18 protein-coding genes are annotated in these 20,215 nt (G+C 64.9%); all 18 read left to right on the top strand.

Going from position 1 to position 20,215, the window contains the following annotated elements; all coding sequences use genetic code 11:
* Positions 1-155 precede the first annotated feature (155 nt).
* The 18 genes from rplK (at position 156) to rpsC (ending at position 20,204) form a co-directional block, all read left to right on the top strand.
* On the top strand, positions 156-584 hold the full coding sequence (rplK, locus tag ATSB10_RS09435; RefSeq protein ID WP_063672339.1) for a 50S ribosomal protein L11: 429 nt from the start codon (positions 156-158) through the stop codon (positions 582-584).
* 3 nt (positions 585-587) lie between these two features.
* Positions 588-1,295 (top strand): 50S ribosomal protein L1, encoded by a 708-nt coding sequence (gene rplA / locus ATSB10_RS09430; RefSeq protein ID WP_017463270.1) that lies wholly within the window; start codon positions 588-590, stop codon positions 1,293-1,295.
* Between the two features lie 347 nt (positions 1,296-1,642).
* On the top strand, positions 1,643-2,170 hold the full coding sequence (rplJ, locus tag ATSB10_RS09425) for a 50S ribosomal protein L10 (RefSeq protein WP_063672337.1): 528 nt from the start codon (positions 1,643-1,645) through the stop codon (positions 2,168-2,170).
* Between the two features lie 46 nt (positions 2,171-2,216).
* Positions 2,217-2,588: a 50S ribosomal protein L7/L12 gene (gene rplL, locus ATSB10_RS09420; protein ID WP_063672335.1), complete on the top strand. Its 372-nt coding sequence runs from the start codon at positions 2,217-2,219 to the stop codon at positions 2,586-2,588.
* Positions 2,589-2,862: 274 nt separating this feature from the next.
* Positions 2,863-7,023, top strand: a complete 4,161-nt coding sequence (gene rpoB / locus ATSB10_RS09415) for a DNA-directed RNA polymerase subunit beta (protein ID WP_063672333.1) — start codon at positions 2,863-2,865, stop codon at positions 7,021-7,023.
* Between the two features lie 25 nt (positions 7,024-7,048).
* Positions 7,049-11,254 carry a DNA-directed RNA polymerase subunit beta' gene (gene rpoC / locus ATSB10_RS09410; RefSeq protein WP_063672331.1) on the top strand — a complete coding sequence of 1,402 codons (4,206 nt, stop codon included), beginning with the start codon at positions 7,049-7,051 and terminating at the stop codon, positions 11,252-11,254.
* A 176-nt stretch (positions 11,255-11,430) separates the two neighbouring features.
* Positions 11,431-11,805: a 30S ribosomal protein S12 gene (gene rpsL / locus ATSB10_RS09405; protein WP_017463275.1), complete on the top strand. Its 375-nt coding sequence runs from the start codon at positions 11,431-11,433 to the stop codon at positions 11,803-11,805.
* Between the two features lie 18 nt (positions 11,806-11,823).
* Positions 11,824-12,291 carry a 30S ribosomal protein S7 gene (gene rpsG / locus ATSB10_RS09400; protein WP_017463276.1) on the top strand — a complete coding sequence of 156 codons (468 nt, stop codon included), beginning with the start codon at positions 11,824-11,826 and terminating at the stop codon, positions 12,289-12,291.
* 71 nt (positions 12,292-12,362) lie between these two features.
* Positions 12,363-14,453, top strand: coding sequence for an elongation factor G (fusA, locus tag ATSB10_RS09395; RefSeq protein ID WP_063672329.1), 2,091 nt, complete (start codon positions 12,363-12,365; stop codon positions 14,451-14,453).
* A gap of 50 nt (positions 14,454-14,503) precedes the next feature.
* Positions 14,504-15,694, top strand: coding sequence for an elongation factor Tu (gene tuf, locus ATSB10_RS09390; RefSeq protein ID WP_017463590.1), 1,191 nt, complete (start codon positions 14,504-14,506; stop codon positions 15,692-15,694).
* Positions 15,695-16,097: 403 nt separating this feature from the next.
* The gene (gene rpsJ / locus ATSB10_RS09385) at positions 16,098-16,409 is read left to right on the top strand and encodes a 30S ribosomal protein S10 (protein WP_017461875.1); all 312 of its coding nucleotides are present in this window, start codon (positions 16,098-16,100) and stop codon (positions 16,407-16,409) included.
* Between the two features lie 20 nt (positions 16,410-16,429).
* Complete coding sequence (rplC, locus tag ATSB10_RS09380; RefSeq protein WP_063672327.1) at positions 16,430-17,071, top strand: 50S ribosomal protein L3; 642 nt, start codon at positions 16,430-16,432, stop codon at positions 17,069-17,071.
* A gap of 11 nt (positions 17,072-17,082) precedes the next feature.
* Complete coding sequence (gene rplD, locus ATSB10_RS09375; RefSeq protein WP_063672325.1) at positions 17,083-17,685, top strand: 50S ribosomal protein L4; 603 nt, start codon at positions 17,083-17,085, stop codon at positions 17,683-17,685.
* On the top strand, positions 17,682-17,975 hold the full coding sequence (gene rplW / locus ATSB10_RS09370; RefSeq protein ID WP_017461872.1) for a 50S ribosomal protein L23: 294 nt from the start codon (positions 17,682-17,684) through the stop codon (positions 17,973-17,975). The genes rplD and rplW overlap by 4 nt, the downstream gene beginning before the upstream one ends.
* A 20-nt stretch (positions 17,976-17,995) precedes the next feature.
* Positions 17,996-18,817, top strand: a complete 822-nt coding sequence (gene rplB / locus ATSB10_RS09365; protein WP_017461871.1) for a 50S ribosomal protein L2 — start codon at positions 17,996-17,998, stop codon at positions 18,815-18,817.
* 12 nt (positions 18,818-18,829) lie between these two features.
* The gene (rpsS, locus tag ATSB10_RS09360; protein WP_017461870.1) at positions 18,830-19,102 is read left to right on the top strand and encodes a 30S ribosomal protein S19; all 273 of its coding nucleotides are present in this window, start codon (positions 18,830-18,832) and stop codon (positions 19,100-19,102) included.
* A gap of 1 nt (position 19,103) precedes the next feature.
* Positions 19,104-19,439, top strand: coding sequence for a 50S ribosomal protein L22 (rplV, locus tag ATSB10_RS09355; protein WP_017461869.1), 336 nt, complete (start codon positions 19,104-19,106; stop codon positions 19,437-19,439).
* Positions 19,440-19,454: 15 nt separating this feature from the next.
* Positions 19,455-20,204: a 30S ribosomal protein S3 gene (gene rpsC, locus ATSB10_RS09350; protein ID WP_017461868.1), complete on the top strand. Its 750-nt coding sequence runs from the start codon at positions 19,455-19,457 to the stop codon at positions 20,202-20,204.
* The last annotated feature ends 11 nt before the right edge of the window (positions 20,205-20,215 follow it).

Below are 20,215 nucleotides of genomic sequence, written 5' to 3'. Positions count from 1 at the left end.
GCTGATCAATCTCTAAACTACGCGGTTCACGCTGAGGCTTTTCAGTCTCTGCGTGTTCGCGTTTTCAGATGCCTGCCGGAGGGCGGGCGTTCCATCGTCCGGGAAGGACATGAAGCGAGGAGCCGCAAGGCGCCTGCACTCGCAAGGAAAATCCCATGGCAAAGAAAGTTGTCGGCTATATCAAGCTTCAGGTCAAGGCCGGTCAGGCCAACCCGTCGCCGCCGGTCGGTCCGGCCCTCGGTCAGCGCGGCCTGAACATCATGGAGTTCTGCAAGGCGTTCAATGCCGCCACGCAGAAGATGGAGCCCGGTGCCCCGGTTCCGGTGGTGATCACCGCCTACTCGGACCGCAGCTTCACCTTCACGATGAAGACCTCTCCGGCCACGTTCTGGCTGAAGAAGCTCACCAATACCCCGAAGGGTTCGTCCAAGCCGAACACCGACAAGGTCGGCAAGGTGACCCGTGCCCAGCTCGAAGAGATCGCCAAGCAGAAGCAGCCCGACCTGACGGCGGCTGATCTGGATGCGGCCGTGCGTACCATCGCCGGCAGCGCTCGTTCGATGGGTCTGGTGGTGGAGGGCTAAGACATGGCAAAGCTGACGAAGCGTATGAAGGCGGCCCAGGCCGCAGTGCAGCCGGGCAAGGTCTATGGCCTGGAAGAAGCACTGAAGATCATCAAGGACAACGCCAAGGCAAAGTTCGCCGAGTCGGTCGACGTGGCCGTGCGCCTCGGCATCGACGCGAAGAAGTCCGACCAGGGTGTGCGCGGCTCCTCGCTGCTGCCGCACGGCACCGGCAAGACCGTCAAGGTCGCCGTGTTCTGCCCGGCCGGTGAGAAGGCCGAGGCCGCCAAGGCTGCCGGTGCCGACGCCGTCGGTATGGACGACCTGGCCGAGCGCATGCAGGCCGGCGACCTCGACTTCGGTCGCGTGATCGCTACCCCCGACGCGATGCGCGTGGTGGGCAAGCTGGGCCAGCTGCTGGGCCCGCGTGGCCTGATGCCGAACCCGAAGGACGGCTCGGTCACCGCCGACGTGGTCACCGCGGTGAAGAACGCCAAGGCCGGCCAGGTCAAGTTCCGCAACGACAAGGCGGGCATCATCCACGCCACCATCGGCAAGGCCAGCTTCGAGGCGTCCCAGCTGGCGGACAACCTCAACATGCTGATCTCCGATCTGCTGAAGGCCAAGCCGGCGACGGCCAAGGGCCAGTACCTGCAGAAGGTCGCGCTGTCGAGCACGATGGGCGTGGGCGTGCCGGTCGATACCTCGTCGCTGACGGTTGCGGCGAAGTAAGCAATTCAAGTCCTGCCGGTCTTCGGGCCGGGCAGGCAGTTTTTGAAGGTAGCCCCGGCGGCGCGTCCGCCGGGGTCGCCGTCAAAGACCGCAGGCGCGTTCCGCGCGCGATGACGACGGGCAGGGAGCTCGTGCTGGCAGGGAATCGCCGTCATCGAAAGCGGGAGCGCTTAATCGGGATCCGTTGCCGGACCCTGGCCTGCGCAGATGGTGTTGCCCCTTCTGGAATCGTTTTTCTGGAAAGGCCACCACCCGGGATCTCCAAAGGATCCCCGACGTCACGGAAGGCGTCGCCCAGGACCGCAAGCGGCAGGAGTCGCGAGCGGATTTCATAGTGGAGGAGTGATATGGCTCTGAATCTCTCTCAGAAGCAAGAAGTAGTCGCCGAACTGGCCGAAGTGGCCGCCAAGGCACACTCCCTGGTCGCCGTCGAGTACGCGGGCACCACGGTCGAACAGATGACCGCGATGCGCAAGAAGGCCCGCGAGTCGAGCGTGTTCCTGAAGGTTGTCAAGAACACGCTGGCATCGCGCGCCGTGGTCGGTACCGAGTTCGAGGTCGTCAAGGACGCCCTGACCGGTCCGCTGCTGTACGCGTTCTCGCTCGAGGAGCCCGGCGCTGCCGGTCGCCTGATCAAGGAATTCGCCAAGACCAACGACAAGCTGAAGGCCAAGGTCGTTTCCGTGGAGGGCAAGCTGCTGCCGGCCGCCCACGTGGATGTGCTGGCCTCGCTGCCGACCCGCGAAGAAGCGCTGGCCATGCTGGCCCGCGTGCTCGCCGAGCCCGCTGCGATGTTCGCCCGCGCCGTCAAGGCCGTGGCCGACAAGCAGGGCGGTGGCGAAGCTGTCGCGGAAGAAGCCTCGGCGGAAGCCTGAGTTCGTCGTCTATCCCATTCGATTCAATTTCCAGAGGTAAAACACAATGTCCCTGACCAACGAACAGATCGTTGACGCCGTCGCCGCCAAGTCGCTGATGGAAGTGATGGAGCTGGTGAAGGCCATCGAAGAGAAGTTCGGCGTGTCCGCCGCCGCTCCGGTGATGATGGCCGCCGGCCCGGCCGCTGGCGCCCCGGCTGCCGAAGAGAAGACCGAGTTCGACGTCGTCCTGGTGAACGCCGGCGACAAGAAGGTCGACGTGATCAAGGCTGTCCGCGCCATCACCGGCCTGGGCCTGAAGGAAGCCAAGGACCTCACCGAGGCCGGCGGCGTCCTGAAGGAAGCCGTGTCGAAGGAAGACGCCGAGAAGTTCAAGAAGGACCTGGAAGCCGCTGGCGCCAAGGTCGAACTGAAGTAATTGGCGCTCTTGCGCGCCATCAGTTTGAACCAGCGTCACGCAAGCCTGGGGGCGTAAGCCCCCGGGCTTTGCCTGTTGCAAGGGCTGGCCTCGTCGCCATCCCGTTTCACCGAGTCACCCGAAAAGGCAGTACTGAGCGGCCGGACACCGGCTACTGATTCCTGTCTTTTTGATGTCCCGTCGGGCCTGCCTGGCCGTCCGGAGCATCACCGCTTTCCAAAATTAGCCGGTGTGTGCACCACCGGCGTCACTGCGAACCGAGGCGTCACCGACCATGACCTACTCGTTTACCGAGAAGAAGCGCATCCGCAAGGATTTCGGCAAGCGTCCGCCCGTGCTGGGCGTGCCCAACCTGCTGACCATCCAGACCGACTCCTATCGCGAATTCCTGCAGGAGCATGTCGCCCCGAAGCAGCGCGATGAAAAGGGTCTGCACGCGGCCCTGAAGTCGGTTTTCCCGATCTCCAGCTACTCCGGCAATGCCGCGCTCGAGTACGTCGATTACCGCCTCGGCGAGCCGGCGTTCGACGAGCGTGAGTGCCGCAACCGTGGCATGACCTTCGGCGCGCCGCTGCGCGTGACCGTGCGCCTGGTCATCTACGACAAGGACAGCCCGGCGTCGAAGAAGGCGGTGAAGTACGTCAAGGAGCAGGAGGTCTACATGGGCGAGATCCCGCTCATGACCGACACCGGCACCTTCATCATCAACGGCACCGAGCGCGTGATCGTCTCGCAGCTGCATCGTTCGCCGGGCGTGTTCTTCGACCACGACCGCGGCAAGACGCACAGTTCGGGCAAGCTGCTGTTCTCCGCACGCGTGATCCCCTACCGCGGCTCCTGGCTGGACTTCGAGTTCGACCCGAAGGACGCGCTGTTCACCCGTATCGACCGTCGCCGCAAGCTGCCGGTGACGGTGCTGCTGCGCGCGCTGGGTTACACCAACGAGGAGATGCTGAACATCTTCTTCGAACACAACGTGTTCCACCTGGGCAAGAAGGGTGGCACCACGCTGGAGCTGGTTGCCGAGCGCCTGCGCGGTGAGACCCTCACGTTCGACCTGATGATCGGCGACAAGGTGCTGGTGGAAGCCGGCAAGCGCATCACTGCGCGCCACGTGCGTCAGCTGGCGGCCGAGAACATCACGGCGCTGGAAGTGCCGGACGATTACCCGATCGGTCGCATCCTGGCGATCGACGTCGTCGACGCCAAGACCGGCGAGCTGCTGGCTGCGGCCAACGACGAGATCACCGCTGAGCACCTCGAGGCGTTCCGCAAGGCCGGCATCGAGACGCTGCCGACCCTGTACGTGAACGACCTCGACCGCGGTGCCTACATCTCGCACACCCTGCGCATCGACAACACCAAGACGCCGCTCGAGGCGCTGGTGGAGATCTACCGCATGATGCGTCCGGGCGAGCCGCCGACCAAGGACGCCGCGCAGAACCTTTTCTACAACCTGTTCTTCACCTTCGACCGCTACGACCTGTCGGCGGTCGGTCGGATGAAGTTCAACCGTCGCGTCGGTCGCCAGGACATCCTGGGTCCGGGCGTGCTCTACGACCACAAGTACTTCTCCGAGCGCAAGGAAGAGAGTGCGCAGGAGCTGGTGGCCGCGCAGGGCGAGACGTCGGACATCCTCGACGTGCTCAAGGTGCTGATCGACATCAAGAACGGCCACGGCACCGTGGACGACATCGACCACCTGGGCAACCGCCGTGTGCGCTCGGTCGGCGAGATGGCCGAGAACACCTTCCGCATCGGCCTGGTGCGCGTCGAGCGTGCCGTGCGTGAGCGCCTGTCGCTGGCCGAGTCCGATGGACTGACCCCGCAGGACCTGATCAACGCCAAGCCGGTGGCCGCGGCGGTGAAGGAGTTCTTCGGCTCCTCGCAGCTGTCGCAGTTCATGGACCAGAACAACCCGCTGTCGGAAGTGACGCACAAGCGTCGCGTCTCGGCCCTCGGGCCGGGCGGCCTGACCCGTGAGCGTGCCGGCTTCGAGGTGCGCGACGTGCACCCGACCCATTACGGCCGCGTCTGCACCATCGAGACCCCGGAAGGCCCGAACATCGGCCTGATCAACTCGCTGGCCGTGTACGCCCGCACCAATTCCTACGGCTTCCTCGAGACGCCGTACCGCAAGGTCGAGAACGGCAAGGTGACCGACAAGGTCGATTACCTGTCCGCGATCGAGGAGGGCGACCACGTGATCGCCCAGGCGAACTCGCCTCTGGACAAGCACGGCGCCTTCATCGAGGACTTCGTGTCCTGCCGCTTCCGCGGCGAGTCCGAGCTGCGCCCGGCGAAGGAAGTCGACTACATGGACGTCTCGCCGATGCAGACCGTGTCGGTCGCGGCGGCGCTGGTGCCGTTCCTGGAGCACGACGACGCGAATCGCGCGCTGATGGGCGCGAACATGCAGCGCCAGGCGGTGCCGACGCTGCGTTCGCAGACCCCGGTGGTGGGTACCGGCATCGAGCGCGCCGTGGCGCGTGACTCGGGCGTCATCGTCACCGCCAAGCGCGGCGGCGTGATCGACCAGGTCGACGCGGCCCGCATCGTGGTGCGCGTGAACGAGGAAGAGGTCGGCGACAACGATGCCGGCGTCGACATCTACACCCTGACCAAGTACACCCGCTCCAACCAGAACACCAACCTCAACCAGCGTCCGCTGGTGAACGTGGGTGACGTGGTGGCGAAGGGCGACACGCTGGCCGATGGTTCGTCGACCGACCTGGGCGAGCTCGCGCTCGGCCAGAACATGCTGATCGCCTTCATGCCGTGGAACGGCTACAACTTCGAAGACTCGATCCTGCTCTCCGAGCGCGTCGTGCAGGAGGACCGCTACACCTCGATCCACATCGAGGAGTTGTCCTGCATCGCGCGCGACACCAAGCTGGGTGCCGAGGAAATCACCGCCGACATCCCGAACGTGGGCGAGCAGGCGCTGGCGCGCCTGGACGAGTCGGGCATCGTCTACATCGGTGCCGAGGTGAAGGCCGGCGACATCCTGGTCGGCAAGGTCACGCCGAAGGGCGAGAGCCAGCTGACCCCTGAAGAGAAGCTGCTGCGCGCGATCTTCGGCGAGAAGGCGTCCGACGTGAAGGACAGCTCGCTGCGCGTGCCGCCGGGCATGGACGGCACCGTCATCGACGTGCAGGTGTTCACTCGCGATGGTATCGAGAAGGACAAGCGCGCCAAGCAGATCGAGGAAACCGAGATCAAGCGCATCCGCAAGGACCTCGACGACCAGTTCCGCATCCTCGAGGGCGCCATCTACAACCGCATGCGCATGCAGCTGGTCGGCAAGTCCGCGATGAGCGGCCCGGGCGGTCTCAAGCGCGGTGCCGAGATCACCGACGCCTACCTGGACGGCCTGAAGAAGGACGACTGGTTCAAGATCAACGTCAAGGACGAGGACGTCACCGAGTTCCTCGAGCGTGCGGCCGATCAGGTCAAGCGCCACAAGGAGGAGTTCGACAAGCGCTTCAAGGAGAAGCAGGGCAAGATCACCCAGGGCGACGACCTCGCGCCGGGCGTGCTGAAGATGGTCAAGGTGTTCCTGGCCGTGAAGCGCCGCATCCAGCCGGGCGACAAGATGGCCGGTCGCCACGGCAACAAGGGCGTGGTGTCCAACGTGGTGCCGGTGGAAGACATGCCGCACATGGCGGACGGCACCTCGGTCGACATCTGCCTGAACCCGCTGGGCGTGCCGTCGCGCATGAACATCGGCCAGATTCTGGAAGTGCATCTGGGCTGGGCCGCCAAGGGCCTGGGCAAGAAGATCCAGAAGATGCTCGAGGCGCAGGAGAAGGTCACCAAGATCCGCGAGTTCCTCGACCAGATCTACAACCACCACGTCTCCGGCGCGGTGCAGCACGTCGACCTCAAGTCGCTGACCGATCAGGAGATCCTGACCCTGGCGAACAACCTGCAGGACGGCGTGCCGATGGCGACGCCGGTGTTCGACGGCGCCGAGGAGTCCGAGATCAAGGCGATGCTGAAGCTGGCGGATCTGCCCGAGTCGGGCCAGACCACGCTGTTCGACGGCCGCACCGGCGAGGCGTTCGATCGCCCGGTCACCGTCGGCTACATGCACTACCTGAAGCTCAACCACCTCGTCGACGACAAGATGCACGCGCGCTCGACCGGCCCGTACTCGCTCGTCACCCAGCAGCCGCTGGGCGGCAAGGCGCAGTTCGGCGGCCAGCGCTTCGGTGAGATGGAAGTCTGGGCGCTGGAAGCCTACGGCGCGGCCTACACCCTGCAGGAAATGCTGACGGTGAAGTCCGACGACGTGCAGGGCCGCAACCAGATGTACAAGAACATCGTTGACGGCAACCACGAGATGACGGCGGGCATGCCGGAATCCTTCAACGTGCTGGTGAAGGAAATCCGTTCGCTCGGTATCGACATCGACCTGGAAGAGATCAAGTAACCGACGGGTTACAGGAGCTTATGCAATGAAAGATTTGCTCAATCTGTTCAATCAGCAGCGCGCGACGCCTGATTTTGATGCGATCAAGATCGCCCTGGCTTCGCCGGAGCTGATCCGCTCGTGGTCCTTCGGTGAGGTCAAGAAGCCCGAGACGATCAACTACCGCACCTTCAAGCCGGAGCGTGACGGTCTGTTCTGCGCCGCGATCTTCGGTCCGGTGAAGGACTACGAGTGCCTGTGCGGCAAGTACAAGCGCATGAAGCACCGCGGCGTGGTCTGCGAGAAGTGCGGCACCGAGGTCACCCTGGCCAAGGTGCGCCGCGAGCGCATGGGCCACATCGAACTGGCCAGCCCGACCGCGCACATCTGGTTTCTCAAGTCGCTGCCGTCGCGCATCGGCCTGATGCTGGACATGACCCTGCGCGACATCGAGCGCATCCTGTACTTCGAAGCCTTCGTGGTGATCGATCCGGGCATGACCGCGCTCGAGCGCGGTCAGCTGCTCAGCGAAGACCAGTACCTGGAGGCCGTGGAAGAGCACGGTGACGAGTTCGACGCCCGCATGGGCGCCGAGGCCGTCTACGAGCTGCTGAAGTCGCTGGACCTGCCGGGTGAGGTCATCCGCCTGAAGGAAGAGATCGCCTCGACCAACTCCGAGACCAAGCTCAAGCGCCTCACCAAGCGCGTGAAGCTGATCGAGGCGTTCCTCGAGTCCGGCAACAAGCCGGAGTGGATGGTGCTGACCGTGCTGCCGGTGCTGCCGCCGGACCTGCGCCCGCTGGTGCCGCTGGACGGTGGCCGCTTCGCGACCTCGGACCTGAACGACCTGTACCGCCGCGTCATCAACCGCAACAACCGCCTGAAGCGTCTGCTCGAGCTCAATGCGCCGGACATCATCGTGCGCAACGAGAAGCGCATGCTGCAGGAGTCGGTCGATGCGCTGCTGGACAACGGCCGCCGCGGCCGTGCCATCACCGGCACCAACAAGCGCGCGCTGAAGTCGCTGGCCGACATGATCAAGGGCAAGCAGGGCCGGTTCCGCCAGAACCTGCTCGGCAAGCGCGTGGACTACTCCGGCCGTTCGGTGATCGTGGTCGGTCCGACCCTGCGCCTGCACCAGTGCGGTCTGCCGAAGAAGATGGCGCTGGAGCTGTTCAAGCCGTTCATCTTCGCCAAGCTGCAGGCTCGCGGCGAAGCCACCACCATCAAGGCCGCCAAGAAGCTGGTCGAGCGTGAAGAATCGCAGGTGTGGGACATCCTCGAAGAGGTGATCCGCGAGCATCCGGTGCTGCTGAACCGCGCGCCGACCCTGCATCGTCTGGGCATCCAGGCGTTCGAGCCGGTGCTGATCGAAGGCAAGGCGATCCAGCTTCACCCGCTGGTCTGTACCGCGTTCAACGCGGACTTCGACGGCGACCAGATGGCGGTGCACGTGCCGCTGTCGATCGAGGCGCAGCTGGAAGCGCGCGCCCTGATGATGTCCTCGAACAACATCCTGTCGCCGGCGAACGGCGAGCCGATCATCGTGCCGACCCAGGACGTGGTGCTTGGCCTGTACTACATGACCCGCGAGCTGGTGAACGCGAAGGGCACCGGCATGGTGTTCTCCGGCATCGGCGAGGTGCGCCGCGCCTACGACAACCGTGCGGTCCAGCTGCACGCCAAGGTCAAGGTGCGCATGAAGCAGGTGCGCATCGACGAGCAGGGCAACAAGTCGGTCGAGCATGGCCTGGTGGAGACCACCGTGGGCCGCGCGCTGCTGGCCGAGATCCTGCCGGAAGGCCTGCCGTTCTCGCTGGCCAACACCGAGCTGACCAAGAAGGCCATCTCGCGCCTGATCAATTCCAGCTACCGCCTGCTGGGCCTGAAGGAAACGGTGATCTTCGCGGACAAGCTGATGTACACCGGCTTCCGCTTCGCGACCCGCGCCGGCATCTCCATCGGTATCGATGACATGATCATCCCCGACGAGAAGAAGCCGATCCTGGAGGAGGCCGAGAAGGAAGTGGTCGAGATCCAGGAGCAGTACCAGTCGGGCCTGGTGACCGCCGGCGAGCGCTACAACAAGGTGGTCGACATCTGGTCGCGCACCAACGAGCTGGTCGCCAAGGCGATGATCGACGGCATCGGTACCGAGAAGGTGACCGACGCCGAGGGCAAGACTGTCAACCAGAAGTCGATGAACTCGCTGTACATCATGGCCGACTCTGGTGCCCGTGGTTCGGTGGCGCAGATCCGCCAGCTGGCTGGCATGCGCGGCCTGATGGCCCGTCCGGACGGCTCGATCATCGAGACCCCGATCAAGGCGAACTTCCGCGAAGGCCTGAACGTCCTGCAGTACTTCAACTCCACCCACGGTGCCCGCAAGGGCCTGGCGGATACGGCGCTGAAGACGGCGAACTCGGGTTACCTGACCCGCCGCCTGGTGGACGTGGCGCAGGACGTGGTCATCACCTCGAACGACTGCGGCACCGAAGATGGCCTGACCATGCAGCCGATCGTGGAAGGCGGCGACGTGGTCGAGCCGCTGCGCGAGCGGGTGCTCGGTCGTGTGGTGGTCGAGGACGTCTACGCCCCCGGCGACGACGACCAGCCGATCGTCACCCGCAACACGCTGCTGGACGAGGCGCTGGTCGAGAAGCTCGACAAGGCCGGCGTGCAGTCGATCAAGGTCCGTTCGCCGATCACCTGCGAAGCCAGCCACGGCGTGTGCGCCCTGTGCTACGGCCGCGACCTGGCCCGTGGCCACCTGGTCAACATGGGCGAGGCCGTGGGTGTCGTAGCCGCTCAGTCGATCGGTGAGCCCGGCACGCAGCTGACCATGCGTACGTTCCACATCGGTGGTGCCGCGTCGCGTGCTGCTGCGGTGGACAACGTGTCGGTGAAGACCACCGGCACGCTGAAGTTCAACAACCTCAAGACCGTGCAGCACAGCCAGGGTCACCTGGTGGCCGTGTCGCGTTCGGGCGAAGTGTCGGTGATCGACGCCAACGGCCGCGAGCGCGAGCGCTACAAGGTGCCTTACGGCGCGACCATCGCGGTCAAGGACGGCGATCCGGTCAAGGCCGGCCAGACCGTCGCCAACTGGGATCCGCATACCCACCCGATCGTCTCGGAAGTGGCCGGCGTGGTGCGCTTCATCGACTTCCTCGATGGCGTCACCGTGCAGAGCCAGACCGACGAGCTGACCGGCCTGGAGTCGGCGGTGGTGACCGATCCGAAGCGCCGCGGCACGCAGGCCAAGGATCTGCGCCCGATCGTGCGTCTGGAAGACAGCAAGGGCCGCGAGCTCAAGCTGCCGGGTACCGACGTGCCGGCGCAGTACTTCCTGCCGGCCGGTGCGATCGTGTCGATCCAGAACGGCGCCGAAGTGGGCGTGGGCGACGTGGTCGCCCGTATCCCGCAGGAAACCTCCAAGACCCGCGACATCACCGGCGGTCTGCCGCGCGTGGCGGACCTGTTCGAAGCGCGCAAGCCGAAGGAGCCGGCGATCCTGGCCGAGCGCTCCGGTGTGGTCAGCTTCGGCAAGGACACCAAGGGCAAGCAGCGTCTGATCATCAAGGACGTCGACGGCAACGAGCACGAGGAGCTGATTCCGAAGTGGCGTCAGGTCATCGTGTTCGAAGGCGAGCACGTGGAGAAGGGCGAAACCATCGTCGATGGCGAGCCGAATCCGCACGACATCCTGCGCCTGCTGGGTGTCGAGCCGCTGGCGGCTTACCTGGTCAAGGAGATCCAGGACGTCTATCGCCTGCAGGGCGTGAAGATCAACGACAAACACATCGAAGCGATCATTCGCCAGATGCTGCGCAAGGTCGAGATCACCGAGCCGGGCGAGAGCCATTACCTGCGTGGTGAGCAGGTCGAGCGCGTGCGCATCAACGAGGAAAACGACCGCGCCAGCGCCCGCGACGAGCGTCCGGCCGAATACCAGTCGGTGTTGCTCGGTATCACCAAGGCGTCGCTGGCCACCGAGTCGTTCATCTCGGCGGCATCGTTCCAGGAAACCACCCGCGTCCTTACCGAAGCGGCGGTTCGTGGTACGCGCGACACCTTGCGTGGCCTGAAGGAAAATGTTATTGTCGGCCGTCTGATCCCGGCAGGTACGGGTCTGGCGTACCACGCGCAGCGTCGTCGCCAGAGCGGTCTTACCGATGCGGAGCTGGAGACCCTGTCCGGTTCCTCGCATTCCTTCGCGGAAGCGCCGGTAAGCGACGGTGGGGTCGAGTAAGCCCTTCGCGGGCAACACTCGCTGACATACGAAATGAGGCGCACGGAGGCGCCTCGTGTTCGGGTCATGGATGCGATGGGCCTGATTGCTCGAGCAAGAGGGCCCGTGTTAAATTTCCGCTTCTCGGCAGGCCGAATGCATCGGTCTGCCTTTATGTTTCCCAGGAATAGTTCCGCATGACGACAGTCAATCAGTTGGTGCGCAAGTCCCGCAGCCCGAAGAGCTACAAGAGCGCTTCGCCGGCCCTGCAGAGCAGCCCGCAGCGTCGTGGTGTCTGCACCCGCGTCTACACCACCACCCCGAAGAAGCCGAACTCGGCCCTGCGCAAGGTCGCCAAGGTGCGCCTGACCAACGGTTACGAGGTCATCAGCTACATCGGTGGCGAAGGTCACAACCTGCAGGAGCACTCGGTGGTGCTCATCCGCGGTGGCCGCGTCAAGGATCTGCCGGGTGTGCGTTACCACACCGTGCGCGGCAGTCTGGACTGCGCTGGCGTCACCAAGCGCAAGCAGGCCCGCTCCAAGTACGGCGCCAAGCGCCCGAAGAAGTAAGCATCAAGGACACCCAACATGTCGCGTAAAGGTTCCCACCCCGCCCGTCTGGTCCTGCCGGATCCCAAGCACGGTAGCCAGCTGATCGCCCGTTTCATCAACATGGTGATGAAGAGCGGCAAGAAGTCCGTGGCCGAGAGCATCGTCTACGGCGCGCTCGATCAGCTCGGCGAGAAGAATCCGGAGCCGGTGGCTCTGGTCGAGAAGGCCCTGAACAACATCGCCCCGGCGGTCGAGGTGAAGTCCCGTCGCGTCGGCGGCGCCACCTACCAGGTGCCGGTCGAAGTGCGTCCGGGCCGTCGTATGGCGCTGGCCATGCGCTGGGCGATCGACGCGGCGCGCAAGCGCGGCGAGACCTCGATGCCGCGCAAGCTGGCGGCCGAGCTGCTCGAAGCCTCGGAAAACCGTGGCGGCGCGATCAAGAAGCGTGAAGAGACGCATCGCATGGCGGAAGCCAACAAGGCGTTCTCGCACTACCGCTGGTAATCCGGTGGTTCCCAGGGCAGTGGGCGGGCATGGCTCGTCCACTGCCTTGTCGTATTCGGAGGTCCTCCATCGTGGCACGCACGACCCCGATCGAGCGCTATCGCAACATCGGCATCATGGCGCACATCGATGCCGGGAAGACCACGACTACCGAGCGCATCCTGTTCTATACCGGCGTCAGCCGGCGAATGGGCGAGGTCCATGAGGGCACCGCCACGATGGACTGGATGGAGCAGGAGCAGGAGCGCGGCATCACCATTACCGCTGCCGCCACCACGGCGTTCTGGCGCGGCATGGACCGCGGACTGCCCGAGCACCGACTGAACATCATCGATACCCCGGGTCACGTCGACTTTACCGTCGAAGTGGAGCGGTCGCTGCGCGTGCTGGACGGGGCGATCTTCGTGTTGTGTGCGGCGAGCGGCGTGCAGTCGCAGTCGGAGACGGTCTGGCGTCAGGCCGACCGCTACGGTGTTCCGCGCCTGGCATTCGTCAACAAGATGGACCGGGCCGGGGCGGACTTCGACAAGGTGGTCGGCCAGCTGCGCAGCCGGCTCGGAGCCAACCCCGTGCCGATGCAGTTGCCCATCGGTGCCGGGGATGGCTTTCGCGGAGTGATCGATCTGCTGCAGATGCGGGCGATCTACTGGGATGGCGGTTCGCAGGGCATGACGTTCGAGTATCGGGACATCCCTCCTGAGCTCCTCGATGCCGCCACGCGTGCGCGTGAGTTCATGGTCGAGGCGGCTGCCGAGACGTCTGAAGAGCTGATGGAACGCTATATCGGCGAGGGCGGGCTTGGTGACGAGGTGCTGCTGTCCGCCTTGCGTACCGCGACGCTCGGCTCCGGCCTGATTCCGGTCTTCTGCGGTGCGGCCTTCCGCAACGTGGGGGTGCAGGCGCTGCTCGACGGGGTGCTCAGGTTTCTCCCGTCGCCGGCGGACCGGCCTCCGGTCGTCGGCGTGGATGAGCTGGATCGGGAGACTTCGCGCGGCGCGTCGGACGACGAGCCCTTTGCTGCGCTGGCCTTCAAGATCATGAACGATGCACCGCTCGGTGCGCTCACTTTTTTCCGCGTCTATTCCGGGACGCTGCGTGCCGGCGAGGTGGTCTACAACCCGCTCCGGCAGCGTCGGGAATGCATCGGGCGCATCCTGCAGATGCATGCCAATGAGCATGAGGAAATCGGTGAGGTCCGTGCCGGCGATATCGCCGCGGCGGTCGGGTTGGACGACGTGGCTACCGGTGACACGCTGTGCTCCCCTGCCCACGTCATTACCCTCGAGCGGATGAGCTTCCCCGAGCCGGTGATCGCGATGGCAGTGGAGCCGCGCACCGAGCTTGACGGTGCGCGGCTGGCGACGGCGCTGGAGCGCCTTGCGGCGGAGGATCCCAGTTTCCGTGTGTACGTGGACATCGAGTCGGGGCAGACCGTCATTGCCGGCATGGGCGAGTTGCATCTGGACATCCTGGTGGACCGGATGCGGCGCGAGTTCCAGGTCGAGGCGAATGTCGGCAGGCCGCAGGTCGCCTATCGAGAGGCGATCAGGCAGCCGGCGGTCCAGCAGGGCCGGTTCGCCGGTCCGTCCGCGGGCCAGGAGCAGTTCGCACAGGTCGTGCTGGAGCTGACGCCGCAGCCGCGCGGCGCGGGTTGCAGCTTCGAACTGGCGGCGCCGGCAACGTCGATCCCGCTACAGCATGTCCAGGCGGTAGAGCAGGGGGTGCGTGATGCGATGGCTGCCGGTGTGCTTGCGGGGTTTCCGGTCGTGGACGTCCGCACTCGACTGCTCGGTGGGGAGTGTCATGCGATGGAGTCGCCCGACCTGGCTTTCCGCCTGGCGGCGGCTGCGGCGTTCCGCGACGGGTTCCGCCGCGCCGATCCGGTACTGCTCGAGCCTGTCATGCGGGTCGAGGTGGTGACGCCAGACGAGTTCGTCGGCGACGTCATGGGGGATCTCAGTCGCCGCCGGGGACTGCTCCGGAGCACCGAGGAAACTCCCTCGGGCACGGCCATCGGTGCACGGGTGCCGCTGGGGGAGATGTTCGGGTACGCCACGGCCCTGCGATCGCTGTCCCGCGGGCGGGCTACCTTTTCGATGGAATTCGACCATTACGCCGAGGCGCCGGATTCCGTCGCAGGGCGGGTCACAAACCGGGCCTGACAGGCTCATCTTTCGGTATAATTGCGGTCCTTTTTTCAGAGGTTAGAGTCATGGCAAAGGGTAAATTCGAGCGCACCAAGCCGCACGTCAACGTGGGCACGATCGGTCACGTGGACCACGGCAAGACGACGCTGACGGCAGCGCTGACGAAGATCGGCGCAGAGCGCTTCGGTGGCGAGTTCAAGGCGTACGACGCGATCGACGCGGCGCCGGAAGAGAAGGCGCGCGGCATCACGATCTCGACCGCACACGTCGAATACGAATCGCCGACCCGCCACTACGCGCACGTGGACTGCCCGGGCCACGCCGACTACGTGAAGAACATGATCACGGGTGCGGCGCAGATGGACGGCGCGATCCTGGTGTGCTCGGCCGCGGACGGCCCGATGCCGCAGACGCGCGAGCACATCCTGCTGTCGCGCCAGGTGGGCGTGCCGTACATCGTGGTCTTCCTGAACAAGGCGGACATGGTGGACGACGCCGAGCTGCTCGAGCTGGTCGAGATGGAAGTGCGCGAGCTGCTGTCGAAGTACGACTTCCCGGGCGACGACACTCCGATCATCAAGGGTTCGGCGCTGAAGGCGCTGGAAGGCGACCAGTCGGAAATCGGCGTGCCGGCGATCATTGCGCTGGTGGACGCGCTGGATACGTACATTCCGGAGCCGCAGCGCGACATCGACAAGCCGTTCCTGATGCCGGTGGAAGACGTGTTCTCGATCTCGGGCCGCGGCACCGTGGTGACCGGTCGTGTCGAGCGCGGCATCATCAAGGTCGGTGAGGAAATCGAGGTCGTGGGTATCCGCGACACGCAGAAGACCACCGTGACCGGCGTGGAAATGTTCCGCAAGCTGCTGGACCAGGGTCAGGCGGGCGACAACGTGGGCCTGCTGCTGCGCGGTCTGAAGCGTGACGACGTGGAGCGCGGCCAGGTGCTGGCCAAGCCGGGTTCGATCACCCCGCACACGGACTTCGAGGCCGAGGTGTACGTGCTGTCGAAGGACGAGGGTGGCCGTCACACGCCGTTCTTCAAGGGCTACCGTCCGCAGTTCTACTTCCGCACGACCGACGTGACCGGCGCCTGCCAGTTGCCGGAGGGTGTGGAGATGGTGATGCCGGGCGACAACGTGAAGATGGTGGTGAGCCTGATCCACCCGATCGCGATGGACGAGGGTCTGCGCTTCGCGATCCGCGAAGGCGGCCGTACCGTCGGCGCCGGCGTGGTGGCCAAGATCATCAAGTAAGCGGTTTCCCGCGCGGACGAGGGCGGCAGCCGGAAACGGCTGCCGCTTTTTGTTGGGCCGGGGCTTCCCTTCGCGTTCGGGGCAGGCTATACTCGCTCTTCTTTGCAGGAGCATCTTGCCTACGGCGGGGTCTCCTACACCGCGAAATGAGGCACAGGATGTGCTTCGAGTTCGCTGGCACGGATCGCCTGGGGCATAAGACATGAGGATCACAGGGCGCGAGCTTTGTTGATCTTTGTTTTTACGCCTTTTATACTTTTCTGCTCGGCAAGCCGGATCGACTGGCTTGCCGAACATTTTGGGCGGCTTTCAGTGCATCGGGGCGTCCAGTCGCAAGTGCGAAGCGGTGAGAAGCCGCTTCGGTTCACAAGTAATTGTTCTTTTGACAACAGGACACGGTTTTATGGCGAACCAGAAGATTCGCATCCGGCTCAAGGCGTACGATCATCGTCTGATCGACCGCTCGGCCAGCGAGATCGTCGAGACGGCCAAGCGCACCGGCGCTACGGTGCTCGGCCCGATTCCGCTCCCGACCAAGATCGAGCGCTACACCATCCTGGTCTCGCCGCACGTCGACAAGGACGCGCGCGACCAGTATGAGACCCGCACCCACAAGCGCGTGCTCGACATCGTCGACCCCAATGACAAGACCGTGGACGCGCTCATGAAGCTTGACCTCGCCGCTGGCGTGGATGTCCAGATCAAGCTCGGCTGAGCGATAGACAGGATACGAAGATGAGTATCGGACTGGTTGGCCGCAAGTGCGGCATGAGCCGACTCTTCACCGAAGATGGCCGCTCGATTCCGGTGACGCTGATCGAAGCGACGCCGAACCGCGTGACCCAGGTGAAGACGGAAGAGAATGATGGCTACAGCGCCGTGCAGGTCACGGCGGGCGCAAAGCGCGCCTCGCTGCTGACGCAGCCGCTGAAGGGCCACTATGCGACCGCGAAGGTCGAGCCGGGCCGTGGCCTGTGGGAGTTCCGCGTTGCCGCCGACGACCTCGGCAAGTACGCGATCGGTGCGGAGATCAAGGCGGACGAGCTGTTCACCGTCGGCCAGATCGTCGATGTCGCCGGCGTGTCCAAGGGCAAGGGCTTCCAGGGCACGATCAAGCGCCACAACTTCAAGATGGGCGACGCCACCCACGGTAACTCGCTGTCGCATCGCGCCCCGGGCTCGATCGGCCAGCGTCAGACGCCGGGTCGCGTGTTCCCGGGCAAGAAGATGGCCGGCCACATGGGTGCGGTGAACCGCACGCAGCAGGGTCTGGAAGTGGTCAAGGTCGACGCCGAGCGTCACCTGATCGCGGTGAAGGGCGCGGTGCCGGGTGCCACCGGTGGCGACGTCGTCATCCGTCCGACCACCAAGGGTTGAGGAGAGACGCCATGGAACTGAATGTCATTGGCGCCAAGCCGCTCAGCGTGTCGGACGAAGTGTTCGGCGGCGAGTTCAAGCAGGCCCTGGTGCACCAGGTGGTTGTGGCCTACCAGGCCGGCGGTCGCGCCGGTACCAAGGCGCAGCTGTCGCGTGGTGAGCTGTCCGGCACCACCAAGAAATTCAAGAAGCAGAAGGGCGGCGGTGCCCGTCACGGCGACTACCGCGCCCCGATCTTCGTCGGCGGTGGCGTGACGTTCGCCGCCAAGCCGCGCAGCTACGAGCAGAAGGTCAATCGCAAGGCGTATCGCGTGGCGATCCGCTCGATTCTGGCCGAGCTCAACCGCCAGGATCGCCTGAAGGTCGTCGAGAGCTTCGGCATCGAGGCGCCGAAGACCAAGTCGATGGTGGCCAAGCTGGCCGAGCTGCAGGTGTCCGGTCGCGTGCTGCTGGTGAGCGAAGACGCCAACGAGGCGCTCTACCTTGCCGCCCGCAACATCCCGTACCTGCATGTCGTGGACGTGATGGCGCTGAACCCGGTCAATCTGGTGGGTTCGGACCACATCGTGCTGACCGTCGACGCGGTCAAGAAGATCGAGGAATGGCTGGCATGAGCACCGAACGCATTCTCAACACCCTGCGTGCGCCGCACATCTCCGAGAAGTCCGCGCGCCTGGCCGAGAGCAACCAGTACGTATTCGTTGTCGCCCCCGAGGCGACCAAGGCCGATGTCCGCGCGGCGGTGGAGCAGATGTTCGACGTCAAGGTCGAGCAGGTGAACCTCGTCAACGCCAAGGGCAAGGTCAAGTCCTTCCGTTTCCGCACTGGCAGCCGCCAGGGCAAGCGCAAGGCCTATGTCCGCCTCGCCGATGGTCAGACCATCGACGTGTCGGCCAAGGCCTGAGCTCAAGGAGTCGCATTGAGATGGCACTGATCACGCACAAGCCGACCTCGCCGGGCCGCCGCGACGCGGTGAGCGTCCGCACCGAGGGCCTGCACAAGGGAGCGCCGTACGCGGCGCTGACCGAGTCGCAGTCCAAGACGGGCGGTCGCAACCACTTCGGCCGCATCACCACGCGTCATCGCGGTGGTGGCCACAAGCAGCATTACCGCATCATCGACTTCAAGCGCGACAAGGAAGGCATTGCCGGCCGCGTCGAGCGCATCGAGTACGATCCGAACCGCACCGCGCACATCGCGCTGCTGTGCTACGCCGATGGCGAGCGCCGCTACATCATCGCGCCGAAGGGCGTGCAGGTGGGCGACCGCCTGGTGTCCGGTTCTGACGCCCCGATCAAGCCGGGCAACAGCCTGCCGCTGCGCAACATCCCGGTCGGTTCGACCATCCACTGCATCGAGATGAAGGCTGGCAAGGGCGCGCAGATCGCCCGCAGCGCCGGCGCCTCGGTCCAGCTGGTCGCCCGCGAGTCCGGTTACGCCACCCTGCGCCTCCGCTCCGGCGAGATGCGCAAGGTGCCGGTCGACTGCCGCGCCACGATCGGCGAGGTGGGCAACTCCGAGCACAGTCTGAAGAAGCTCGGCAAGGCCGGCGCCACCCGCTGGAAGGGTATCCGCCCGACCGTCCGCGGCGTGGTGATGAACCCGGTCGACCATCCGCACGGCGGTGGTGAGGGCCGTACCTCCGGTGGCCGTCATCCGGTCAGCCCGTGGGGCACGCCGACCAAGGGTTACAAGACCCGCAACAACAAGCGCACGCAGCAGTTCATCGTGCGTCGTCGCAAGTAACAGGAAGCCGACATGCCGCGTTCTCTGAAGAAAGGTCCGTTCGTCGACCTTCACCTCGTCAAGAAGGTGGAAGCTGCGGTTTCCGCCAACAACAAGCGCCCGATCAAGACTTGGTCGCGTCGCTCGATGATCCTGCCGGAAATGGTCGGCCTGACCATCGCCATCCACAACGGTCGCCAGCACGTGCCGGTGCTCGTCAACGAGAACATGGTCGGGCACAAGCTCGGCGAGTTCGCGGTGACCCGCACCTTCAAGGGCCACGGCGGCGACAAGAAGGGCAAGTAAGATGAGCACCGAAGCCAAAGCGATCCTGCGCAGCGCCCGCATCTCGGCGCAGAAGGCACGCCTGGTGGCTGACCTGGTCCGCGGCATGCCCGTGGGTCGCGCCAGCGACGTGCTCCAGTTCACCAACAAGAAGGCTGCCCACCTTGTCCGCAAGGTGCTGCTGTCGGCCGTCGCCAACGCCGAGAACAACCTCGGCGCCGACGTGGACGAACTGAAGGTCTCGCGCATCTTCGTGGACGAAGGTCCGTCGATGAAGCGCATGTACGCCCGCGCCAAGGGTCGCGGTTCGCGCATCCTGAAGCGCACCAGCCACATCACCGTGGTCGTTGGCGATTAAGAGGACGAAAAGACGATGGGTCACAAAGTTCATCCCACCGGTATCCGCCTCGGCATCGCCAAGGACTGGAACTCGAAGTGGTACGCAAACAAGGGCGATTACGCCAAGTACCTGGTCGCTGACCTGAAGGTCCGCGAGATGCTTCGCAAGAAGCTCGCCCAGGCTGGCATCTCCAAGATCCAGATCGAGCGCCCGGCCAAGACCGCCCGCGTGACGATTTACAGCGCCCGTCCGGGCGTGGTGATCGGCAAGAAGGGCGAGGACATCGAGAAGCTGCGCAAGGAAGTCAGCGAGATGATGGGCGTTCCGACGCACATCAACGTGAACGAAGTCCGCAAGCCGGAGCTCGATGCGCAGCTGGTCGCCGAGTCGATCGCGCAGCAGCTCGAGCGCCGCATCATGTTCCGTCGTGCGATGAAGCGCGCCGTCGGCAACGCGATGCGCCTCGGTGCCCAGGGCGTCAAGATCAACGTGTCCGGTCGTCTGAACGGTGCCGAGATCGCCCGCTCCGAGTGGAGTCGTGAAGGTCGCGTGCCGCTGCACACCCTGCGTGCGGACATCGACTACGGCACCGCCGAGGCCAAGACCACCTACGGCATCATCGGCATCAAGGTGTGGATCTACAAGGGCGAGATCTTCGACCTGGCGGCAGCGTCGCAGGAGTCGAAGGACGAGCAGTCGCAGCCGCGTCGCGAAGGCGGCGAGGGTCGTCGTGAATCGCGTCGCGAGGGCGGTGAAGGCCGTCGCGAGCGGGCGGCGAAGTAAGGAGAGTTGCC

Origin of the sequence: Dyella thiooxydans (assembly GCF_001641285.1) — a bacterium.
In the GTDB taxonomy this organism is placed as follows: Bacteria; Pseudomonadota; Gammaproteobacteria; order Xanthomonadales; family Rhodanobacteraceae; genus Dyella_A; species Dyella_A thiooxydans.
The sequence above is the reverse complement of the archived record's forward strand: the minus strand, read 5'-3'. Positions and strand labels throughout refer to the sequence as shown.